This is a genomic window from Pseudoalteromonas sp. P1-9, assembly GCF_001399975.1.
In the GTDB taxonomy this organism is placed as follows: Bacteria; Pseudomonadota; Gammaproteobacteria; order Enterobacterales; family Alteromonadaceae; genus Pseudoalteromonas.
The window spans coordinates 32,681-51,390 of record NZ_LKBD01000012.1; the positions used below are offsets into that span (position 1 = coordinate 32,681).

Here is an 18,710-nt window from a genome sequence, read left to right on the forward strand (position 1 = left end):
ATTATAGTTTGTCGAAACAAACCTCAATATGTGCAGCACCGAAATCCGATGTAAACGGCATAATTAGTTTCGGACCTTCACATTTATGAGTAATAGTGTGGTCTTTACCTGATACAACAACGGGCGTTGCCATATCAAATTCGTAGCCCTTGTCGCCTAGTAAGTTTTTAGCACCACCGGCAACCATATTGGTAATTTCACCAACCATGTCGGTGACTTCTTCGTTTATTTTCTCAGGGCGTTCACCGAGCATGCGCTCCATAATGGTCATGGCGAGTTCGCCATCAAAGGTAATAGACAAAGAACCTTTAGTTTGTGGGCCAACCATACCGATTAAGCCTGATACATCGCCAACAGCCACTTCTGTTTTCTTTATTTTGGGCTTGCCCGGCGTCAGATCTGTTTGTGCCATTGTTGATAACACATTGAGTAAAGAAGAAATAAATGGGTTTATGAATTCTACATTCATGTTTTAGTCCGGTTCCGTTTTTTAGGCGTATATCATCTATAATTCAAGAATGAAGTTGCGATTTTTGCAAACTAATTCTGATATTTATTGACACTTAGCGCAAATACCACGCGCTTCAATTGTTTGAGTTACAACTTTAAAACCCAAATCTGTCGCTTGATTGTTCAGCTCGTGCGCAATTGCGTGAGAATGAAGCTCTTCAACATGGCCGCATTTTTCGCAAATGAGTAACTGAACTGGATGAGTATGTTCAAAATGATGGCACAGCATAAATGCATTAGTGCTTTCAATTTTGTGAATAAAGCCCATTTCGGCTAAGAAATCGAGCGCTCTATAGATTGTAGCAGGTTTTGCATTAGGCTCAGTTTGCTTTAATTGCTCTAGCAAATCATAAGCGCCAACACCTGATTGAGTGCCAGCCAATAAGCGAAAAACTTTCTCGCGAATTGTCGTAAAGCGAACCCCTTTGTCGTTGCAAACGACTTTTGCTTTTTCTGTTAATGCTTCAACTGTCATAAAATTGTTCCTCGATATCAAAGTCATCTTACCACAATCAATTTAACTATTTGTAGTTAAGTCTTTAAGCAAATCCCTCTTTTATGAATATAAATTGAGCAAAGACAAAAAATCGAGTAGAATCGCGACCCCATATTTACTGAGGTGTAGCGTGAATAGACGTTTTTCTGTAGCCCCAATGCTCGATTGGACGGATAGGCATTGTCGTACTTTCCATCGACAATTAACAAAGCATTCAGTGTTATACACTGAAATGATTACAACTGGTGCAATTATTTTTGGCAAAGGTGACTATTTACATTTTGGCCAACATGAGCAACCGGTGGCACTGCAATTGGGTGGTTCCGATCCGAAAGCATTAGCAGAATGCGCAAAACGTGCTGACCAATATGGCTATCAAGAAATTAATTTAAACGTCGGGTGCCCATCTGATCGTGTGCAAAATGGTCGCTTTGGCGCCTGTTTAATGGCCGAGCCTCAGTTGGTGGCTGAATGTATTGCGGCGATGAAAGCTGAAACAGACGTACCTGTTACCGTTAAAACGCGTATTGGAATCGACGAGCAAGACTCATACGAGTTCTTAACGGCATTAATTGATGCTAATTATAATGTGGGTTGTCGTGATTTTATAATCCATGCACGCAAAGCGTGGTTGCAAGGTTTAAGCCCGAAAGAAAACCGTGAAATCCCGCCGCTCGATTATGAGCGTGTTTACCAACTTAAGCGTGATTTTAGTGATTGTCACATTTCACTAAACGGTGGTGTAAAAACCATTGATGAATGTTTAACGCATTTACAGCATATTGACGGTGTAATGGTTGGACGTGAAGCATATGCCAATCCCTATATGCTGGCTGAAGTTGATAAGCTAATTTATGGTGATGAGCAAAGTACAACGTTGACTCGCCACCAAGTGGTGCGCAATATGTTTGATTATATAGAATCAGAAATGACACAAGGTGCAAACTTTTGGCATGTTGTAAGGCATATGCTGGGTATTTTCCAAGGTCAGCCAGGAGCACGTTCATACCGTCGTCATCTTTCTGAAAATGGTCATAAGAAAGATGCTCAAATTTCATTACTTGAAGAAGCGCTGGCGTTTGTTCCTGAGTAATATCCCGAAATAGGGAAACCCCAATTCCGTATTTGGGAAAATTAAAAGCTAAATATTGGTTAAATTAACCAGTGTTTGGCTTTTTTTTTATTTGTCAGGTTAGTGTTTTTTATTATTTTTATTTTAATCAATGAGTTATGTTTTTGGCATGCTCTTTGTTAAGTATTACGTACGATTCTTAATATTTAACCGAACGTTATGTTAGCAAAAATAGTTACTACAGCGTTGTTACTTATCAGTTTACTTCTGCAATCTGTACTTGCAACGCAAGCAGAGCAACAAGCGCAGCTTGAGCAGGTGTGTGAGCAAGTACCGAGTGTGGCTAACTTATTGCAATTGAAGTGCGAAAAAGGAGCTTAAAATGTTGGACTTACTTGATTTATTTAGCCTGTTTTTATTACCAGTTGTTAGTTTATTAGTGACAGTGGGTGTGTGGCACGGATTTATTGGGCAGCGTGGCCAAACTATTTTTAAATAATTCACCAGCAGCTTTATTTCATATTTAAGCTTGTAATCTTTTTTTAATCCTTAATCTGCGAATTTCTCCCCTTTTGGGGCAGCTGTAATACGTTTGGAATTACACCTGACGTTTTAGCCATTACATATGCCTTCTCTATATAAGCTTGTTTGCAATTAATCCCGTTGTTGATGCATTCAATAGCGTTATCAATAGTGCGTTATTTACTTAGTTGCGGTCGTAATTTTTAATTGACTGTTATCTTAAAACAGTGCCTTGTGTTCTTTTTAATTTGATGTCTACTTAGCGCTAGCTTTAAAATAACGCGTTTAAATCTTCGTAAAATGCTAGCTAAATAAAATTTAATTATTAGTTAAATTAACCAATGTTGTGGTTAATTTAACTACTTTAAAATTTCCTACAAACTTTGATTGTCTATAAGTATCTGTATTTGTTGGTTTTATGTGTTTTGGCACAATGATTGGAATAACAGAATGCACAAGAGAAAAAATAGACGAATATCAACAGGAGAGAGTTATGGGCATTTTTACTCGATTAACCGACATTATTCAAGCGAACGTATCAGCAGCCTTAGACCGTGCTGAAGATCCAGAAAAACTAGTGCGTTTAATGGTACAAGAAATGGAAGAAGCGCTAGTAGAGTTACGCACTACATCGGCAAGCTTGATAGCTGAAAAGAAAACACTGCAGCGCAAGTTAACCAAACAGCAATCATCAGCAGACTATTGGCATGCTCAAGCTGAAAAAGCATTGCAAAAAGAGCGTGAAGATCTTGCGAAAGCAGCACTTGCTGAAAAGCAAAAAGCAAATAAAGAAATCGATGCGATTCAACCAGAAATTGATCGGATTGATGAAGTGCTAAGTAAAGTTGCACAAGATAGTAATTCATTGCATCAAAAACTAACGCAAGCAAAGGGTAAACTAAAAGAGTACCAAATTCGTTCGCAGTCAGCAGAAGTTAGAGTGAAAGCTAAATCACAGCTTCATAGTGAGCAAATTGACCGGGCGCTAGAGCGTTTTAACGAAATCGAATACAAAGTGGACCGCATTGAAGCACAAATTGAGTCTTACGAAGTAACTCAGAGTTCGAGCCTTAAAACGCAGTTTGACGAGTTAGAAAAAGACGACGCACTAGATGAAGAGCTAGCGGCATTGAAAGCACAAGTTGCTAAAAAAGCAGCGTAGGAGGGGTTATGAAATCTCATATACATAACGGCAGTTTCTATAAAGACAGACTAAACAAAAAAGTGTCGGGTTTGTGCGCAGGTCTTGCTCTTGGTAATAGTTTACCAATCTGGAGCGTAAGATTAGCCGCAGTGGCAGCGTTGCTGACATTTCCTGTTGCAACTTTGCTCGCTTATTTTGTTGCAGCAACAGTACTGCCAGCACGCTATTATTAATTTTTTACTTAGGGGAGCTGGACCTAACCGCTCCCCTAAAATTTACAATAATTAATAATTTTCAGGTACTTTTTGCATCTTCCTCTGTAGTATACTGAATCAAAGCATGGAGGGATTTTGATGTTTAAGCGCTATCTATTAATTATTATTTCAGTTTTTTCTTTTTCACTTGCAGCCAATCAAATTACAGTATCTGACTTTACTGTTCGCGAGTTTATTCCCGGAGCGCCATCAAGCGTTGGGTATTTTCAGCTTGCTAATCACACGAACCAAGAACAAGTGCTTACTTCAGTTAGCATTGAAAAATTAGGGCGTGTTGAGATCCATAATCATGTGCAGAAAAATGGCATGATGAGTATGGTTAAACTAGAAAAATTGGCCATCGATGCACATTCAACAGCGATGTTTCAATCAGGTGGTTTGCACCTTATGCTGTTTTCACCTAAATCTAAATTAATTAAAGGTGAATCGCTAAGTGCTACATTTAATTTTGCATCTGGTTTAACGGTAAACGGTAAAGCGACGGTTGTTGGCATTAATGAAAGCGTTGAGAATGCGCATCAGCATCACCACCATCACTAGGAGGGGATATGCAACATAAAGGTAAAATTGCAGCTGCGGTTGCATTTATTTTCTTATTTTTTTATCTAATCGCGGTTTATTGGAGTATTGAACCCGATATATTTAACGTTCAAGAGCGTGCTGAAAATGCGGCTAAACAAGAACAGCAGCAAGTGGTTACTGGTTATGTTACTACAACTGCAGTAATTGAAGTGGCCAGCACATTGTTAAATAAGCCAGGTGGCTATTTAACTAACGATGTAATGCCACCGTCAGTAATGATGGATAACATGCCGTCATGGGAATTTGGCGTGTTGGAAATGACCCGTGATATCACGTTGGCAATGCGTAAAGATTTTAGTCGCTCTCAGTCTCAATCAACGGAACACCCTGAGCTTAAAGCTGCGCAGCCGCAGTTTAATATCAATTCAACCGCATGGATTTTACCAAGTGCGGAAGATGAGTATCAAAAGGGCATAGATGCATTAATTCGTTACCGTAAAGATATCGCCAATCCGGTAGATTCTAGCGCGCAATTTTATGCACGAGCTGACAATTTACGTGCATACCTGAAAGAGGTTGAAAAGCGTTTAGGTAGTTTAAGCATGCGTCTAAGCAGCAGCGTAGGGCAAGATAAAATTAACACTGATCTTGCCGGTGATACAGCTGCGCGTCGCGCAAGTTATGCGCCTTCACACCAATTGGTTAAAACGCCTTGGTTAGAAATCGATAATGTATTATATGAAGCGCGCGGTGCGAGTTGGGCGCTGTTACATTTTTTTGCGGCCATTGAAACCGACTTTGCCGATGTGTTAGAAAAGAAAAATGCACGTGTTAGCGTTAAGCAAATTATGCGCGAATTGGAAGCAACACAAGAAACTGTTTGGAGCCCAATGGTGTTAAACGGCAGTGGCTTTGGCTTTGTCGCAAATCACTCATTGGTAATGGCAAATTATTTATCGCGCGCGAATGCGGCGATTATTGAATTATCAGAATTACTCTCTCAGGGATAACTTAATGAAAAAAATGATGTTTGGTGCAGCACTAATTGCTGCCGCAATGGTACCACAGGCGAAAGCAGACACTTTGTTAGGCCTGTATGTTGGTGGTGATTATTGGGCTGCACAAACCGATGGTGCGTTAGGTACGTCGAGCGATATGCAAAGCTTCAATTTTGAAGATAAAGAATACGGGAGTTATTATGCAGCGCTTGAGCACCCAATCCCGCTAGTACCAAATGTAAAATTAAAATATACCCAATTAGAATTAGCAGCCGATGCAAATTTAAATACCTCGTTTGGCTTTGGTGATAAAGTATTTAAAGTTAACTCAACAGTTACAGGCGATAGTGATTTAAGCCATGTTGATTACGTACTTTACTACGAAATTTTCGACAACGACTTGGTGTCGATTGATTTAGGTTTATCTGCTAAACAGTTTGATGGCTATGTAGCGGTTAAAGGCGACCAGCAAGGTTCAAACTTTGGTGAAGAGTCGGTTGATTTTAACGGTTTTATTCCTATGGCTTATGGTGCTGTGCAGTTTGGTTTACCGTTTACGGGATTAAGCGCATTTGCTGAAGGCCAGCTGTTAGCAATTGGTGATAGCAAAATTCAAGATTATCAAGTAGGTGTTGCGTGGGAGTTTATCGATAATATGGCGGTGGATGTTGCTATTAAAGCAGGTTACCGTGCAATGTTACTTGAACTAGATGACGTTGATGATATTTACACAGATATCGACGTTGATGGGGTATTTGCGGGCTTGCAAATCCACTTCTAATAGAATACCCGTATCTGAATTTGGTGTACGCTAGTAAACAGCTAGGTTTACCAAGTCAATACTATAGTTTTGCCAGCATTAACTGTTGGCAAAACTCACATCAAAGCTCTTATCTAATGCTTTTTTCAGGCACTCTAAATATTGATTACTGAGTTTATTGCTGGTTAATCGCGCTAGCGAAAACCCTGTTTGGGTAAATTTATAGTAAGTTAAAATGCAGCCTTGACGCTTAGCTGTTAGGGTTAAGGTACCGTTGGCAAAGCTTAATGTTTGGCTTTCGCCACGTTCAAATGCTTTAGATTCAATCTCTTGCTGATAAATTAACTCAACGTCGATAAGTGTTAAAATATCGGGATAGTTGAGTCCGGCGCTACTTAAGTTCACGTAGTTTTTTTTATGCGGATTTAAAAAGTTAAGCAAACTGGGTGCAAGGTAGCTTCCCGTAATTATTTGGTGAAACCCATCGCTTGCCGATTTACCCGCACACCCTGTTGCCAATTGTAATACGTCAGCTTCTTTTGGTGTAATGTGTTTAAGCGTGATCAAACTCTTATACGAAAATGATCCCGGATTAATCACTTCACCAGCAAGTACTTTCGCCCATAGCTTTTGAATATTGCTATTGCTGGTATCTTCGGCCAGTTCTAAAAAGCGCTCAATCCAATCAGGGTCCGGCTCACCTTGTGAGGTTACAGGCGGGCAGTAATGTTGCGCTAATCCAAGAATCGATTCAATATTTGTTTGTTTTCGAACGAGTGCAAGCTTACGGCGTTTTTGTGCGCGTTGCAGTGTGCTTTCGGTGCTATTGTAATTTGGTAGTGGATTAAGGGTCTTAGAAACACTGTCTTGCTCAAGGCGTTTTGATGCTTGCTCTGTGTTTACTTTATTGTGTTCTACACCCACTTTGCTTTTAATTATCTTTGCAAGGTGTTGTTGTGCCGTAATCGGTTTAATTGGCATCTTGTTGTTCCATCTTTTGACTTTTGCAAAGCGAGTTTAAATTTCGTAACCCTAAATCAATCGCGTCCTGCACTTTATATTTGTGGTATTGAGTTAATAAACTACCCACTAGCGGGGTATTAATGCCACCTTCAATTGCCCAAGTTATTTGTAATTTATTGGCAAATGGCTTGGCAACAAAGTGACCAATATTAGTATGGTGGTCAATAATACTGGTGTAAGAAATGCTGTTATTACTAATTGCTGTTACCGTCATTTCACCAATGCGCTCGCCGCTTTGCCACTTTAAATAGGCGCCAATCTTATTGCTGTTAGCAAGCTCTAACTCTTGCCATGTTTTTTCGTACGTTGCCCACGGTGTCCACAAGTGCCAATTAGCTAAATCCAACACCCAGCTATGAAATTGCGGTTGCTGACAATGGCTCGTTATGGTTTTTTCAATGGTATAGCGATTTGGCAATAAAGCGCTGGTTATTGCAATTACCAAAACTATGCTAAATAAGGTGCGAATTAAGTACCGCATTTGGCTCCGTATTTTCAGAAAACACTATAGTTATCATAGTATTTTTAAACATTCTAATTAATAGTCTATACTAGGTAAGTGGCTGATGCTAACGTTGCTTTAGTAATGAGAACAACTGGCTAGTGGATAGCAAGTTTAACCAATAAGAAAAAATATATAGTGACCAGAGAAAGAGTTCAAAGGTCTTGTGACGACGTAGAGGTTTCATGACACAACCTGCCGAAGAACAGTTTTTATTCTTGAATGAAGGTGATAACGAAACCCCCGAGCAGTACTCTGGTTTTTGGGATGTTTTGATAGTAGATGACGAGCCAGAAGTGCACTCCGTTACACAGCTGGCACTGTCTGGTTTATCGTTTTGGAATAAACAACTCAGGTTTCATCACGCTTACAGTGGTGAAGAAGCTGTTAAAAAGCTAACTGAAATCCCCAATATTTCAGTGGTTTTGCTCGACGTGGTAATGGAAACCGACGACGCCGGATTAGTAACGGTTAAACGTATTCGCGAAGAGTTAAATAATTCACAATTAAGAATTATATTACGTACAGGTCAACCGGGTTACGCACCGGAAGAAAATATCATTCGCGAATATGATATTAATGACTACAAAACAAAAACCGAACTAACACGCGCTAAGTTAGTAACGTCATTAGTGTCAGCGCTCCGCTCCTATCAGCAGCTGTGTGAATTATCTGAACACAATACAGGTTTAGAGAGAGTGCTTGATGCCGCAAAGTCGATAAATGGTTTAGAAGATTTAAGTGCTTTTGCGTCACAAGTTATTGAGCAAATAGCTAAGTTATTGGATGGCACGGGTGACGGTGTGATAGTGAGTGCTGAGGGCGGTCGCTCAGCTGTGCTTGGTGGCAGTGCTGAATACAAAGGAGCTGTTTGGCAAGGTATAGAACAAATAGATAACAGCCGAGCGCTCGGTGTATTGCAACAAACATTGGCACGTAAAACTCACCAAATTGACGAGCACGACAGCTGCTTTTTTGTCGAGGATGACAAATCGCAGTTTGCAATTTATCTTGAAACCAAAGAAATGGTGCATGAGCAGCAGATTAAACTTATTGAAATCTTTTTGCAGAATGTATCATCCGCATTTAAAAACGTCAGAATGCTCAGTGAGCTGCGCGACGCAGCTTATAAAGATAAGCTCACCAAACTACCAAATCGTAACGACTTTATAAATCAAATTGGCCGTTTTTACTCAGGTAGTAATAACGATTTCTCTCTTTACTTTATTGATATAGCTGACTTTTCATCAATTAATAATGGTTTAGGGCAAGATGTCGGCGATTTACTCTTACAAGCGGTAGCAACGCGAATTCAAGAAGATGTAATTGGCATTCGTTATTTTGCGCGCATTGGTGCGGATGTGTTTGCAGCATTAGTTGAGTCCGACAAAGTGACACCTGAGTCACTCAATCATATATTGTCTTTGCCTTTTCATGCCGGTGAACATTTATTACCGGTTAACTTTCACTTAGGCGTCTGCGAGCAGCAGTACTTCTATAAAGATGGAAAAGAAACACTCAAGTCTTGTTATATCGCCCTTAATTTAGGTAAAAAACACTTAAGATTTAACTACGAATATTATCTGCCAGAAATGGAAGAGAAAATGGCGTGGCAGCTTGGGGTGTTAAAAGAACTGCGTCATGATTTTAGCGAACATAAATTGGCTGTGTGGTATCAACCGCAAATTTGTTTAGCAACACGTGAAGTAATTGGCTGCGAAGCATTATTAAGATGGCCAAACGAGCAGGGCAGTTTTATTTCTCCGGCGATTTTTGTGCCCTTAGCGGAGCAATCAGGGTTAATTTTACCAATTGGTCAATGGGTGTTAGAGCAAGCTTGTATAACGCAAAAGCAGCTATTAGAACTTGGTTTTGATATGCGTATTGCAGTGAATGTTTCGGTGCCGCAGTTTCGTGATCCTCAGTTTGTGAGCAAAGTAAAAAACACATTAGCAGATCACCAAATAAACCCTCAGAAAATTGAGTTAGAAGTAACCGAAAGCATTGTGATGGATGAACCTGAAATTGTGATTGAAGCACTAACAGAGCTAAAAGAGCATGGTTTAGAAATTGCGATTGATGATTTTGGCACAGGCTTTTCATCATTGTCATACCTTAAAAAGCTGCCGCTTAACCGCATTAAAATAGACAGAGCTTTTGTAAAAGACATTCCTGAAGACAGTGGGGCTATTGCTGAGTTAATTGTATCATTGGGTAAAAAGCTTGGTTTAAACACCATTGCTGAAGGGATTGAGAATGAAGAACAGGCGAGTTGTTTGCGCCTAATGGGCTGTGAAGAGGCGCAGGGCTTTATGTTTGCAAAGCCAATGCCATATGAAGAACTCAAACAATTTTTGCTGGCTAAAAAATAAACACTAGAGGCTAGCGGTAAACTCAGCTATAATTTGCGGCCATTTTATTCTAGGGGCATTTTATGGCTGCTTTATCAGCAGAGCGTAGTCTTTTTTCATATCCAAAATATTGGGCCGAGTGTTACGGTCCATCGCCTTTTTTACCAACCAGCAGAGAAGAAATGGATGCCCTTGGTTGGGATTCGTGTGACATTATCATTGTAACGGGTGATGCTTATGTTGATCACCCAAGCTTTGGCATGGCTGTAATTGGCCGTGTGCTTGAAGCGCAAGGCTTTCGTGTCGGTATTATTTCACAGCCAGACTGGTCATCAAAAGATGCCTTTATGTCGCTCGGTAAACCAAATTTATTTTACGGTGTAACCGCCGGTAATATGGACTCTATGATCAACCGGTATACCGCAGAAAAGCGTTTACGCCATGATGATGCGTATACGGCCGGTAATGTTGGAGGTAAACGCCCTGATCGTGCTGTAATCGTATATAGCCAGCGTTGTAAAGAAGCTTATAAAGACGTACCTGTGGTTATTGGTGGTATTGAAGCAAGCTTACGCCGTATTGCACATTTTGATTATTGGTCTGAAAAGGTGCGTCGTAGCGTTATTTTTGATGCCAAAGCAGATATCCTCATTTACGGAAATGCAGAGAGACCGCTTGTTGAAGTAGCACATGGCATTGCTGCGGGTAAAACCATGGATGAAATGCATGACATTCGCGGTACAGCCGTTATTCGTAAAGAGCCATTACCAGGCTGGCGCGGTTCAGATTCCACTGCTATTGATAAAATTGGCAAGATAGACCCAATTCCAAACCCTTATGGTGCAGATGACGTAGGTTGTAGTAAGTCAGAATTTAAACAATCGGGTATTGAGCTGGGCGTTGAAGCTAAGCCAATAACCATTCAACCGCCGCGCTTAAAGCCGTGGGAAAAAGTGTATGTAAAACTTCCAGCTTATGAGCAGGTGAGTGTAAATAAACCTTTGTATGCACATGCGTCGCGTATTTTACACCAAGAAACCAACCCAGGTTGTGCTCGAGCGCTTTTCCAGCGCCATGGTGACCGTTCGGTTTGGGTGAACCCTCCGGCGTTTCCACTTGAAACACAAGAGATGGATGATGTATTTGGTTTACCATATCAGCGTGTTCCTCACCCAAGCTATGGTGATGAGAAAATTCCTGCTTACGATATGATTAAAACCTCGGTCAATATAATGCGAGGGTGTTTTGGTGGCTGTTCATTCTGTTCAATTACAGAACACGAAGGGCGCATTATTCAAAGCCGTTCAGAGCAATCAATTATTGACGAAATTGAACAAATTCGCGACAAAGTACCGGGTTTTACTGGCGTCATTTCAGATCTCGGCGGCCCAACGGCAAATATGTACAAATTGCGCTGTAAAAGCAAAAAAGCAGAAAGCACTTGCCGTCGTTTATCGTGTGTTTTCCCTGATATTTGTAAGCATATGGATACTGACCAAACGCCAACGGTAAACCTGTACCGCAAAGCGCGTGACGTTGAAGGGGTGAAGAAAGTGTTAATTGCATCAGGTGTGCGTTATGACTTAGCAATTGAAGACCCAAACTATGTTAAAGAGTTAGTAACTCACCATGTGGGTGGCTACTTAAAAATTGCGCCAGAACATACCGAAAATGGTCCATTATCTAAAATGATGAAACCGGGCATGGGCACGTATGATCGCTTTAAAGAGCTTTTCGAAAAGTACTCAAAAGAAGCGGGTAAAAAACAGTATTTAATACCGTATTTTATCTCTGCTCACCCAGGTACAACAGATTTGGACATGGTGAATATGGCATTATGGTTAAAGCGTCATGATTTCAAATTAGATCAAGTGCAAAACTTTTACCCATCGCCTATGGCAAATGCTACGACGATTTACCATACCGAGATGAATTCGCTTAAGAATATTAAAAACAACACGGAAGTTGTCAGTGTGCCAAAAGGCGCGCGTCAGCGTCGCTTGCATAAGGCCATTTTGCGCTATCACGATCCTGCCGGTTGGCCAATTATCCGTGAAGCGTTAAAGAAAATGGGCAAAGCCAATCTTATTGGTAATGCTCCTAACTGTTTAGTGCCTTCAGAATCAAGAGATGAGCAGCGTAAGTCTGGTCAGGGTAAAGGTGGTAGGCCTGCATTATCACGCCATACGGGGTTTGGTCAGTTTAATAAAGCAAATACAAAGCCTAAGGTGGGTGGCAATAAGTCACGAGGTGGTAAATCTGCAAACTTTAGTAAGAGCAGAAAAAAAGCCAGCTCGTAAGAGTTGGCTTTTGAATGTTACTTTACTCAATCGGAATTCCCTTCCTGAAAACAACTATACGGTTTTTAGCTTAAGCTAAACTGAATGAGTGAGCAAAATAAAATGGCGAGTTATAAACTCGCCATTTTATACCAATTCACTTAAGTAGCTGATCATCCTAGTGGGCTAAATATCATGCTAACTGCGTTAGAATTTATCAATGTAAAACAACTACATAAAAAAATTCCGCCTTGTTACCATTTCATTTATCCAGCACTATCCCTGATCACATACTTAACAGAATTGGTATTAGTTTTTAGCATCAGTTGGTTGTGATTACTCTTTCTCAAATGGCACGCCATTTTGCATCCATCTTGGTGCAGGCTTTCCTTTAAGGTGGTGATCAAAGTATTCCATCATACGAATCGAGAAATCCACTTGGTTGGGAAACTTCTTCAGGTGGTGTGGTTCACCTTCGTATTGTAAGAAAATTACATCTTTACCTGCACGACGAAGCGCAAGGTAGTATTGAATACCTTCCTGCCAAGGCACTGCGCCATCTTTGTCACCAAACATAATCATAATAGGTGTATTAACTTTATCGGCGAAGAATACCGGTGAGTTTTCAATATAGAGATCTAAGCCTTCAAACAAGTCTTTGCCAATGCGGCTTTGTCCTGTTTCGTACTGGAATTGACGTGCAAGACCCGATTTTAAACGAATGCCGCTGTATGCACTGGTCATGTTTGATACTGGTGCACCCGATACAACCGCTTTAAACATATCTGTTTGCGTTACCATAAAGGCGCTTTGATAACCGGCCCATGAGTGACCTTGTAAACCAATTTTGTCTTTGTCAGCTACACCGATATCAATCAGTTTTTGTGCTGCGTTAATCATGGTCTGAGTTGATGATTTACCTGGGTGCCCAATCTCAAAACGGATATCCGGTAAGAAAATAGCGTACCCGTTTGAAGTAAACATTGGGAAGTTCGGTCTGTGGTTTAACTCCATTTTCGGGAAGTCATACATGCGTTGGCTCATATAGCGGTAGAAATAAATTACCACAGGCACTTTATCGCCTTTTTTATAGCCAGCAGGTTTGATTAACACGCCTTGTAAATCTTCACCGTTGTAGCCTTTGTACTTTACAAGTTCTGGTTTACTTGCCCATGCAAAATTATCTTTTTGTGGGTTCAGGTTAGTTAATTTTGTTGATGAAGAAAGCGATGTGTCACTTAACCAAAAATCAGGAAATTCATGGTAGCTCTGCCGTGTATAAATTAGTGTATCAGCATTTTTAGCTTTCTTTACTAGGTCAAAACGCGCTTCACCAGCTAAAAGTTGCTCAAGCTGGTTGTTGGCTAAATTAAGTTTAGCGACCCCTGTTTGTTTGTTATTTAGGTTAAAGCTTGAAAGCAATAACGTATCGTTTAAATCAAAAGATAGTTTGTTTTTATCTAAGTTTTTAACGCGATAACGTGTTTCGCTTTTATAACCATGAGTTAAACGCGCGCCTTGCTGCGTGTTTACATCAAATGCCCAAATGTCATATTTGTCATAGACATAAAGGGTACTGTTATCGCTGCTCCAGCCTGCAAAACCATAGCCAGGTTGTTCACTTGGATAATCATGTTGGTCGTCACCAAACGTTGCACGAATGCCTTTGGTTATCGCATTAAGCTTGGCGTCTTTGAGTGATTTAAGCTGAACTTGGCCTTTATCGAAGTAAGCAGCAAATTGACCATTAGGTGAAAGCGTCGGACGTGCGCGGGTATTTTCGTTAATTTTAACGCTGTTGCCGGTTTTAGTATCTACTGCATAGTAATCCGCAAAGAAACCGTCATACATAATTTTGTGAAGATGCGGTTTATTACTGTATCCAAGTAAAAATTGCTTTTCTGTATGCAGGCTTACATCCCTTACAATCTCAGTTTCGAGCTGTACGGCTTTATCGCTGTTTAAATGAAATACCGCTTGGTAATGGCGATTTTTATTCTTTTCATTCCATTGCTTAATTTCACGCGGCTTTATTTCGGCATCTTTGTGGTGCCATACTTTTAAACCTTTTTGGTCACGAATTACATCGTAATCATAAAGGTCGTTTTGCGCTTTGTATTTTTTCTTTTCAATTTTGGCCGAAAGCATTGGGCGCGTCTCAAAATAAAGGCGCTCGCCAGTTTCAGACCATTTTAATTTAGCCGTTTTACCGATAAACCAATTCTCGATAGGCGTTTCGATTTGTTTTAACTGGTTGTTTTCACTGTGCCATAAGTAAAGTGAATGTTCACGACGACGCTTATCATCATTAACGTAATTACCTACCGAAAGCGCTAGAACATCATTGGTTGGATGCCATGCGAGTTTGTTAGCTACAACGCCAGGCTCAGTAAATAAGCTGCTCATTTCAAAATTTGGCAGAGCGATTTGGCTAATGGCGTTTTTATCGCCTTCTTTGCTTACTTGGCTCACAACAAGTTGCGTGCTACTTGGTGCAATGGCGTAAGTAAGCACGTTTTCAATTGAATGCGTTTTATCGTTTGTTAAGTTCACAATGTTAAGAGTGTAAACTTTATCTTTTTTATCCGCTTTTAATTTCGCGTCTTTATCGTCTTTGCTTTTTGAATTTTTATCTTCTTTTTTATCGTTTTTGGCTTCATCTTTTTTCTTAACTTCGGTGCGATAAGCCAGCCAGTTACCATCATTTGAAATAACGAAATCTTCAACACGTTCAAAGGTGATAACCTTGCCTGTTTCGCTATTTACTAACGATAAATCATTTTTGAGCTTTTTCTTTTTATCTTTTGATGCACTTTCACTGGCAAGTAAGTCTGGTTTAACAGTAAATGCGACCCATTTCTCATTTTTATTAATCACTGGAGATGTGCCGCGTTCGACGGTTGCGAGCAGTGCCTTGTTGTTAAGCGTATAAACCTGTCCTTCGCTGTTACCACGATAAGGGCTTGCGCTAAACGCGAGTAAATTCCCTTGCTCTGAAAGTTGGGTTGATTTTGCGTATTTAAAATCAAATACGTCTTTAAATTGAAGAGGTTCGCTGGCGTTTAATGCAAAACTGGTTGCTAACGCTAAGCTTGAAAGTGTAAACGCGAGTTTCATTAATGATTACCTAGTGCTAATTGTTAGCTCTAGTGTAAACAGAAACCAAAAAGAAGAAAGGGAATGCGATAAGTCGCAAAATAGTGCGTTGAAGTAAAACGTTTACTTCAACGCGAGGGTATTAGTGCCAAGCTAAGGTGAAAAGTGACCACTGCGCGTCAAATTGCGCGGTTGGTTTTGCTTTAAAATCAGAACGCACAAATTGGTTCATTTTACCTTCAACGTAAGCAAGCAAAAGGTTAGCAAGTTGCTCTTCTGCAAGGGTAAACGTTTTACCTTCGCGTAATTTGCGTTCGCGTAACACTTGTTTAAGTTGTGTTTCTAGCTTTTCAAATAAGCCTTGAATACGCTCGCGTAACCGTTCTTGCTCACCTTGCAGTGCATCACCAGTAAGAATACGTGTAATACCAGGGTTTTTTTCAGCAAAACTGAGAAGTAGCAATAAAATATTGTGAATACGGCTATGGGTGTCTTTTTCTTTTTCTAAGATAATATTGATATTTGAAAGCAGCGCGTTTTCAATGAATTCGATTAATCCTTCAAACATACGTGCTTTGCTTGGGAAGTGGCGGTATAGCGCCGCTTCAGAAACACCTACCTCAGATGCTAGTTTTGCCGTGGTGATGCGTTGTCCCGGACTGGTTTCAAGCATTTGCGCAAGTGCTTGTAAAATTTCTTCCTTGCGATTACTACGTTTTGTGGCAGGCATTTTTATCCCTTACTTCTTATCATTATTATCAACCTCAAGAGCCGTTTATCTTAATTACTTCTGATTTTAGATGCCAGCTTTTTTACTTTTTTGCCGCCAGTTTTGATGCGATTTCTTTTAATATTAAATGGCTAATTTGCTGTTTTGATTGCAGCGATAAATGGCGTTCGCCCTCCGGCCAAAAGAGTGTCATCGCGTTGTTTTCACTATTAAAACCAATGCTAGAATCAGACACATCGTTGGCACAAATCATGTCGAGATTTTTATTTTTTAGTTTGCCTTTAGCGTAGTTAGCAACATCATTTGTTTCGGCGGCAAAACCGACTGTAAACGGGCGGTTTTCTTCAAGCGCTGCAACTGACGCGATAATGTCAGGGTTTTTGCTGAGCTCAATAGTCATGGTATCGGCCTGTTTTTTAATTTTATTATTTGCAGTTGTCGTTGCCTTGTAATCGGCAACTGCAGCACAGCCTATAAATACATCTGAATTAACAGCTAACTCCATGGCAGCATCATGCATCTGTTGTGCACTTCCAACATCAAAACGATTAACTTCACTTGGTGTGGTTAAATTAACAGGACCACTAATTAGGTTTACCTTGGCCCCCATCGCTTTTGCTGCACGCGCCAGTGAAAAGCCCATTTTTCCTGAACTGTGATTTGAGATAAAACGCACAGGATCAAGCGCTTCACGGGTAGGGCCGGCTGTGATAGTCACCGTTTTACCTGCAAGCAGTAGTGTATCTTCACGCATTAAACACAATTCAACTAGGTCATTTGGCTCAAGCATTCGGCCTTTACCTACATCGCCACAAGCTTGTTCGCCGCTGGCAGGTCCCCAAATAGAGACACCATATTCACTAAGTTTTTGTAGGTTTTGTTGTGTTGCAGGATGTGCGTACATTTGCTGATTCATTGCCGGTGCAATCGCGACTTTAGCTGGTGTTGCCAGTACTAAGGTGGTTAAAAGATCGTCGGCCATACCATGCGCCATTTTGGCGATGGTGTTAGCACTGGCTGGTGCAATTAAAATAAGGTCAGCCCATTTAGCAAATTCAATGTGACCCATCGCCGCTTCTGCTGCAGGGTCAAGTAAAGATGTCGAAACTGGGTTGCCGGATACTGCTTGCATGGTGAGTGGGGTAATAAACTGTTGTGCAGAGTCAGTCATTACTACCTTAACTTGTGCACCGTTTTCGGTTAAACGTCTTGTTAATTCGGCACATTTATAAGCAGCAATACCGCCCGTAATTCCCAATACAATTTTCTTCGACATAATATTTAATGACATGTTTTAAATTAGCTAAACCATACCATTTTCCATAATTTTTGGCGAGGCTGGCTATACTAATAAAATGATTTCAAACGTTAACATGGACCGTTAAATGCAAATAAATCAAATGCCCATTGAGGCAAGACCAAGAGAAAAGTTATTAAGTAAAGGCGCTACTAGTTTAACCGACGCCGAGCTGCTGGCGATTTTCTTACGTACTGGCATTAAAGGGCTGAACGCCATTGAGTTAGCCGATATGTTACTTAAACAACAAGGCTCACTTGGTCAGCTCTTTTCATTGGAATGTGATTCATTCTGCCAACAATTAGGGCTGGGGCCCGCAAAATATGTACAGTTGCAAGCTGTGCTTGAATTAAGTAAGCGTTTTTTTGCTGAGCAACTTCAGCGAGAAGCTGTATTTGATTCGCCTTATTCGGTAATTAACTATTTAAAATGCGAATTACAAAAAGAGCACAAAGAATTTTTTTACTTGCTGCTGCTTGATAGCCAAAACCGGCTTATTAAATCGGTTAATCTGTTTCAAGGTACTATTAATGCAGCTTCTGTCTACCCAAGAGAGGTCGTTACCACAGTGCTTAAATACAATGCGGCAAATGTGATTTTGGCACATAACCACCCAAGTGGTATTGCTGAGCCCTCCGAGGCGGATAAATTAATTACAAAGCGACTTTCAGATGCGCTTGGTTTGATTGATGTGAGTATTTTAGATCACATTATAATTGCTGCCGGTAATACTCATTCGTTTGCCGAGCATGGGCAAATTTGAAGGGAAAAAAGAGAGTTATTAATGCTTTTTTGTAAATAGCTGTTTTTACAGTTATTAATATTATTGAAAATTATTCTCAATAGCATTAAAATTTGTGGTGTAATTAACTTTGAAAGCACTCACTTATTATGTACGTTTGTATTTGTCATGCAGTTACTGAAAAACAGATTAAACAGGCCGTAACCGATGGTATGGATTCTATCCGTGATGTGCGTGGCTGTTTAGGTGTAGGTAGTCAATGTGGTAAATGTGTATGTCATGCAAAAGATGTCATCACACAATCACAGCAAGAATTAGCTATTAAAGTAAGTGTTGATTACACCAGCTGCCAAAAAGTAGCTTGATTCAAAATATGAGATTTCTAAATTAA

18 protein-coding genes are annotated in these 18,710 nt (G+C 40.3%); 11 read left to right on the plus strand and 7 right to left on the minus strand.

Annotated features, from left to right (window positions below):
• Position 1 precedes the first annotated feature (1 nt).
• Positions 2-469 carry a chemotaxis protein CheX gene (locus tag AN214_RS09635; RefSeq protein WP_054979540.1) on the minus strand — a complete coding sequence of 156 codons (468 nt, stop codon included), beginning with the start codon at positions 467-469 and terminating at the stop codon, positions 2-4.
• 84 nt (positions 470-553) lie between these two features.
• Complete coding sequence (locus tag AN214_RS09640; RefSeq protein ID WP_010561939.1) at positions 554-985, minus strand: transcriptional repressor; 432 nt, start codon at positions 983-985, stop codon at positions 554-556.
• A 151-nt stretch (positions 986-1,136) separates the two neighbouring features.
• On the opposite strand from AN214_RS09640, the gene dusA reads away from it, so the two are divergent.
• From dusA to AN214_RS09670, 7 genes are all read left to right on the plus strand, one after another.
• Positions 1,137-2,099, plus strand: coding sequence for a tRNA dihydrouridine(20/20a) synthase DusA (gene dusA / locus AN214_RS09645; RefSeq protein WP_268795495.1), 963 nt, complete (start codon positions 1,137-1,139; stop codon positions 2,097-2,099).
• A gap of 198 nt (positions 2,100-2,297) precedes the next feature.
• The gene (locus AN214_RS22680) at positions 2,298-2,459 is read left to right on the plus strand and encodes a hypothetical protein (protein WP_157813504.1); all 162 of its coding nucleotides are present in this window, start codon (positions 2,298-2,300) and stop codon (positions 2,457-2,459) included.
• Between the two features lie 634 nt (positions 2,460-3,093).
• Positions 3,094-3,762: a phage shock protein PspA gene (pspA, locus tag AN214_RS09650; protein WP_054979541.1), complete on the plus strand. Its 669-nt coding sequence runs from the start codon at positions 3,094-3,096 to the stop codon at positions 3,760-3,762.
• 8 nt (positions 3,763-3,770) lie between these two features.
• The gene (locus tag AN214_RS09655) at positions 3,771-3,977 is read left to right on the plus strand and encodes a PspC domain-containing protein (protein WP_054979542.1); all 207 of its coding nucleotides are present in this window, start codon (positions 3,771-3,773) and stop codon (positions 3,975-3,977) included.
• Positions 3,978-4,097: 120 nt separating this feature from the next.
• Positions 4,098-4,559 (plus strand): copper chaperone PCu(A)C, encoded by a 462-nt coding sequence (locus AN214_RS09660; RefSeq protein ID WP_054979543.1) that lies wholly within the window; start codon positions 4,098-4,100, stop codon positions 4,557-4,559.
• Between the two features lie 8 nt (positions 4,560-4,567).
• Positions 4,568-5,551, plus strand: coding sequence for a DUF2333 family protein (locus AN214_RS09665; RefSeq protein WP_010561934.1), 984 nt, complete (start codon positions 4,568-4,570; stop codon positions 5,549-5,551).
• Positions 5,552-5,555: 4 nt separating this feature from the next.
• The gene (locus AN214_RS09670; protein WP_054979544.1) at positions 5,556-6,320 is read left to right on the plus strand and encodes a TIGR04219 family outer membrane beta-barrel protein; all 765 of its coding nucleotides are present in this window, start codon (positions 5,556-5,558) and stop codon (positions 6,318-6,320) included.
• A 78-nt stretch (positions 6,321-6,398) separates the two neighbouring features.
• On the opposite strand, the gene AN214_RS09675 is transcribed toward AN214_RS09670, so the two are convergent.
• Entirely contained in the window at positions 6,399-7,280 is an 882-nt protein-coding gene (locus AN214_RS09675; protein ID WP_054979545.1) for a TIGR03899 family protein, read from the minus strand.
• On the minus strand, positions 7,270-7,803 hold the full coding sequence (locus AN214_RS09680) for a hypothetical protein (protein ID WP_054979546.1): 534 nt from the start codon (positions 7,801-7,803) through the stop codon (positions 7,270-7,272). The genes AN214_RS09675 and AN214_RS09680 overlap by 11 nt, the downstream gene beginning before the upstream one ends.
• 206 nt (positions 7,804-8,009) lie before the next feature.
• Between AN214_RS09680 and AN214_RS09685 the strand changes: the two genes are divergently transcribed.
• Entirely contained in the window at positions 8,010-10,196 is a 2,187-nt protein-coding gene (locus tag AN214_RS09685; RefSeq protein ID WP_054979547.1) for an EAL domain-containing protein, read from the plus strand.
• A gap of 62 nt (positions 10,197-10,258) precedes the next feature.
• Positions 10,259-12,475, plus strand: a complete 2,217-nt coding sequence (locus AN214_RS09690) for a YgiQ family radical SAM protein (protein WP_054979548.1) — start codon at positions 10,259-10,261, stop codon at positions 12,473-12,475.
• A gap of 315 nt (positions 12,476-12,790) precedes the next feature.
• On the opposite strand, the gene AN214_RS09695 is transcribed toward AN214_RS09690, so the two are convergent.
• The 3 genes from AN214_RS09695 to coaBC form a co-directional block, all read right to left on the minus strand.
• Positions 12,791-15,571, minus strand: a complete 2,781-nt coding sequence (locus AN214_RS09695) for a prolyl oligopeptidase family serine peptidase (RefSeq protein ID WP_054979549.1) — start codon at positions 15,569-15,571, stop codon at positions 12,791-12,793.
• Positions 15,572-15,692: 121 nt separating this feature from the next.
• A complete protein-coding gene (slmA, locus tag AN214_RS09700; protein ID WP_038637297.1) occupies positions 15,693-16,280 on the minus strand; it encodes a nucleoid occlusion factor SlmA in 588 nt (195 codons plus the stop codon).
• 82 nt (positions 16,281-16,362) lie between these two features.
• Entirely contained in the window at positions 16,363-17,571 is a 1,209-nt protein-coding gene (coaBC, locus tag AN214_RS09705) for a bifunctional phosphopantothenoylcysteine decarboxylase/phosphopantothenate--cysteine ligase CoaBC (RefSeq protein ID WP_054979550.1), read from the minus strand.
• Between the two features lie 94 nt (positions 17,572-17,665).
• Between coaBC and radC the strand changes: the two genes are divergently transcribed.
• Positions 17,666-18,340 (plus strand): DNA repair protein RadC, encoded by a 675-nt coding sequence (radC, locus tag AN214_RS09710; protein ID WP_054979551.1) that lies wholly within the window; start codon positions 17,666-17,668, stop codon positions 18,338-18,340.
• Between the two features lie 128 nt (positions 18,341-18,468).
• Positions 18,469-18,684, plus strand: a complete 216-nt coding sequence (locus AN214_RS09715; protein ID WP_054979552.1) for a bacterioferritin-associated ferredoxin — start codon at positions 18,469-18,471, stop codon at positions 18,682-18,684.
• The last annotated feature ends 26 nt before the right edge of the window (positions 18,685-18,710 follow it).

Excerpts from the sequence above, each read along its gene's own strand:
- slmA (WP_038637297.1), bottom strand. The coding sequence starts at position 16,280 with ATGCCTGCCACAAAACGTAGTAATCGCAAGGAAGAAATTTTACAAGCA.
- AN214_RS09695 (WP_054979549.1), bottom strand. The coding sequence starts at position 15,571 with ATGAAACTCGCGTTTACACTTTCAAGCTTAGCGTTAGCAACCAGTTTT.
- AN214_RS09675 (WP_054979545.1), bottom strand. The coding sequence starts at position 7,280 with ATGCCAATTAAACCGATTACGGCACAACAACACCTTGCAAAGATAATT.
- AN214_RS09685 (WP_054979547.1), top strand. The coding sequence starts at position 8,010 with ATGACACAACCTGCCGAAGAACAGTTTTTATTCTTGAATGAAGGTGAT.
- pspA (WP_054979541.1), top strand. The coding sequence starts at position 3,094 with ATGGGCATTTTTACTCGATTAACCGACATTATTCAAGCGAACGTATCA.
- AN214_RS09635 (WP_054979540.1), bottom strand. The coding sequence starts at position 469 with ATGAATGTAGAATTCATAAACCCATTTATTTCTTCTTTACTCAATGTG.
- AN214_RS09660 (WP_054979543.1), top strand. The coding sequence starts at position 4,098 with ATGTTTAAGCGCTATCTATTAATTATTATTTCAGTTTTTTCTTTTTCA.
- coaBC (WP_054979550.1), bottom strand. The coding sequence starts at position 17,571 with ATGTCATTAAATATTATGTCGAAGAAAATTGTATTGGGAATTACGGGC.
- radC (WP_054979551.1), top strand. The coding sequence starts at position 17,666 with ATGCAAATAAATCAAATGCCCATTGAGGCAAGACCAAGAGAAAAGTTA.
- AN214_RS09690 (WP_054979548.1), top strand. The coding sequence starts at position 10,259 with ATGGCTGCTTTATCAGCAGAGCGTAGTCTTTTTTCATATCCAAAATAT.
- AN214_RS09640 (WP_010561939.1), bottom strand. The coding sequence starts at position 985 with ATGACAGTTGAAGCATTAACAGAAAAAGCAAAAGTCGTTTGCAACGAC.
- AN214_RS09655 (WP_054979542.1), top strand. The coding sequence starts at position 3,771 with ATGAAATCTCATATACATAACGGCAGTTTCTATAAAGACAGACTAAAC.
- AN214_RS09715 (WP_054979552.1), top strand. The coding sequence starts at position 18,469 with ATGTACGTTTGTATTTGTCATGCAGTTACTGAAAAACAGATTAAACAG.
- AN214_RS09670 (WP_054979544.1), top strand. The coding sequence starts at position 5,556 with ATGAAAAAAATGATGTTTGGTGCAGCACTAATTGCTGCCGCAATGGTA.
- AN214_RS09680 (WP_054979546.1), bottom strand. The coding sequence starts at position 7,803 with ATGCGGTACTTAATTCGCACCTTATTTAGCATAGTTTTGGTAATTGCA.
- AN214_RS22680 (WP_157813504.1), top strand. The coding sequence starts at position 2,298 with ATGTTAGCAAAAATAGTTACTACAGCGTTGTTACTTATCAGTTTACTT.
- AN214_RS09665 (WP_010561934.1), top strand. The coding sequence starts at position 4,568 with ATGCAACATAAAGGTAAAATTGCAGCTGCGGTTGCATTTATTTTCTTA.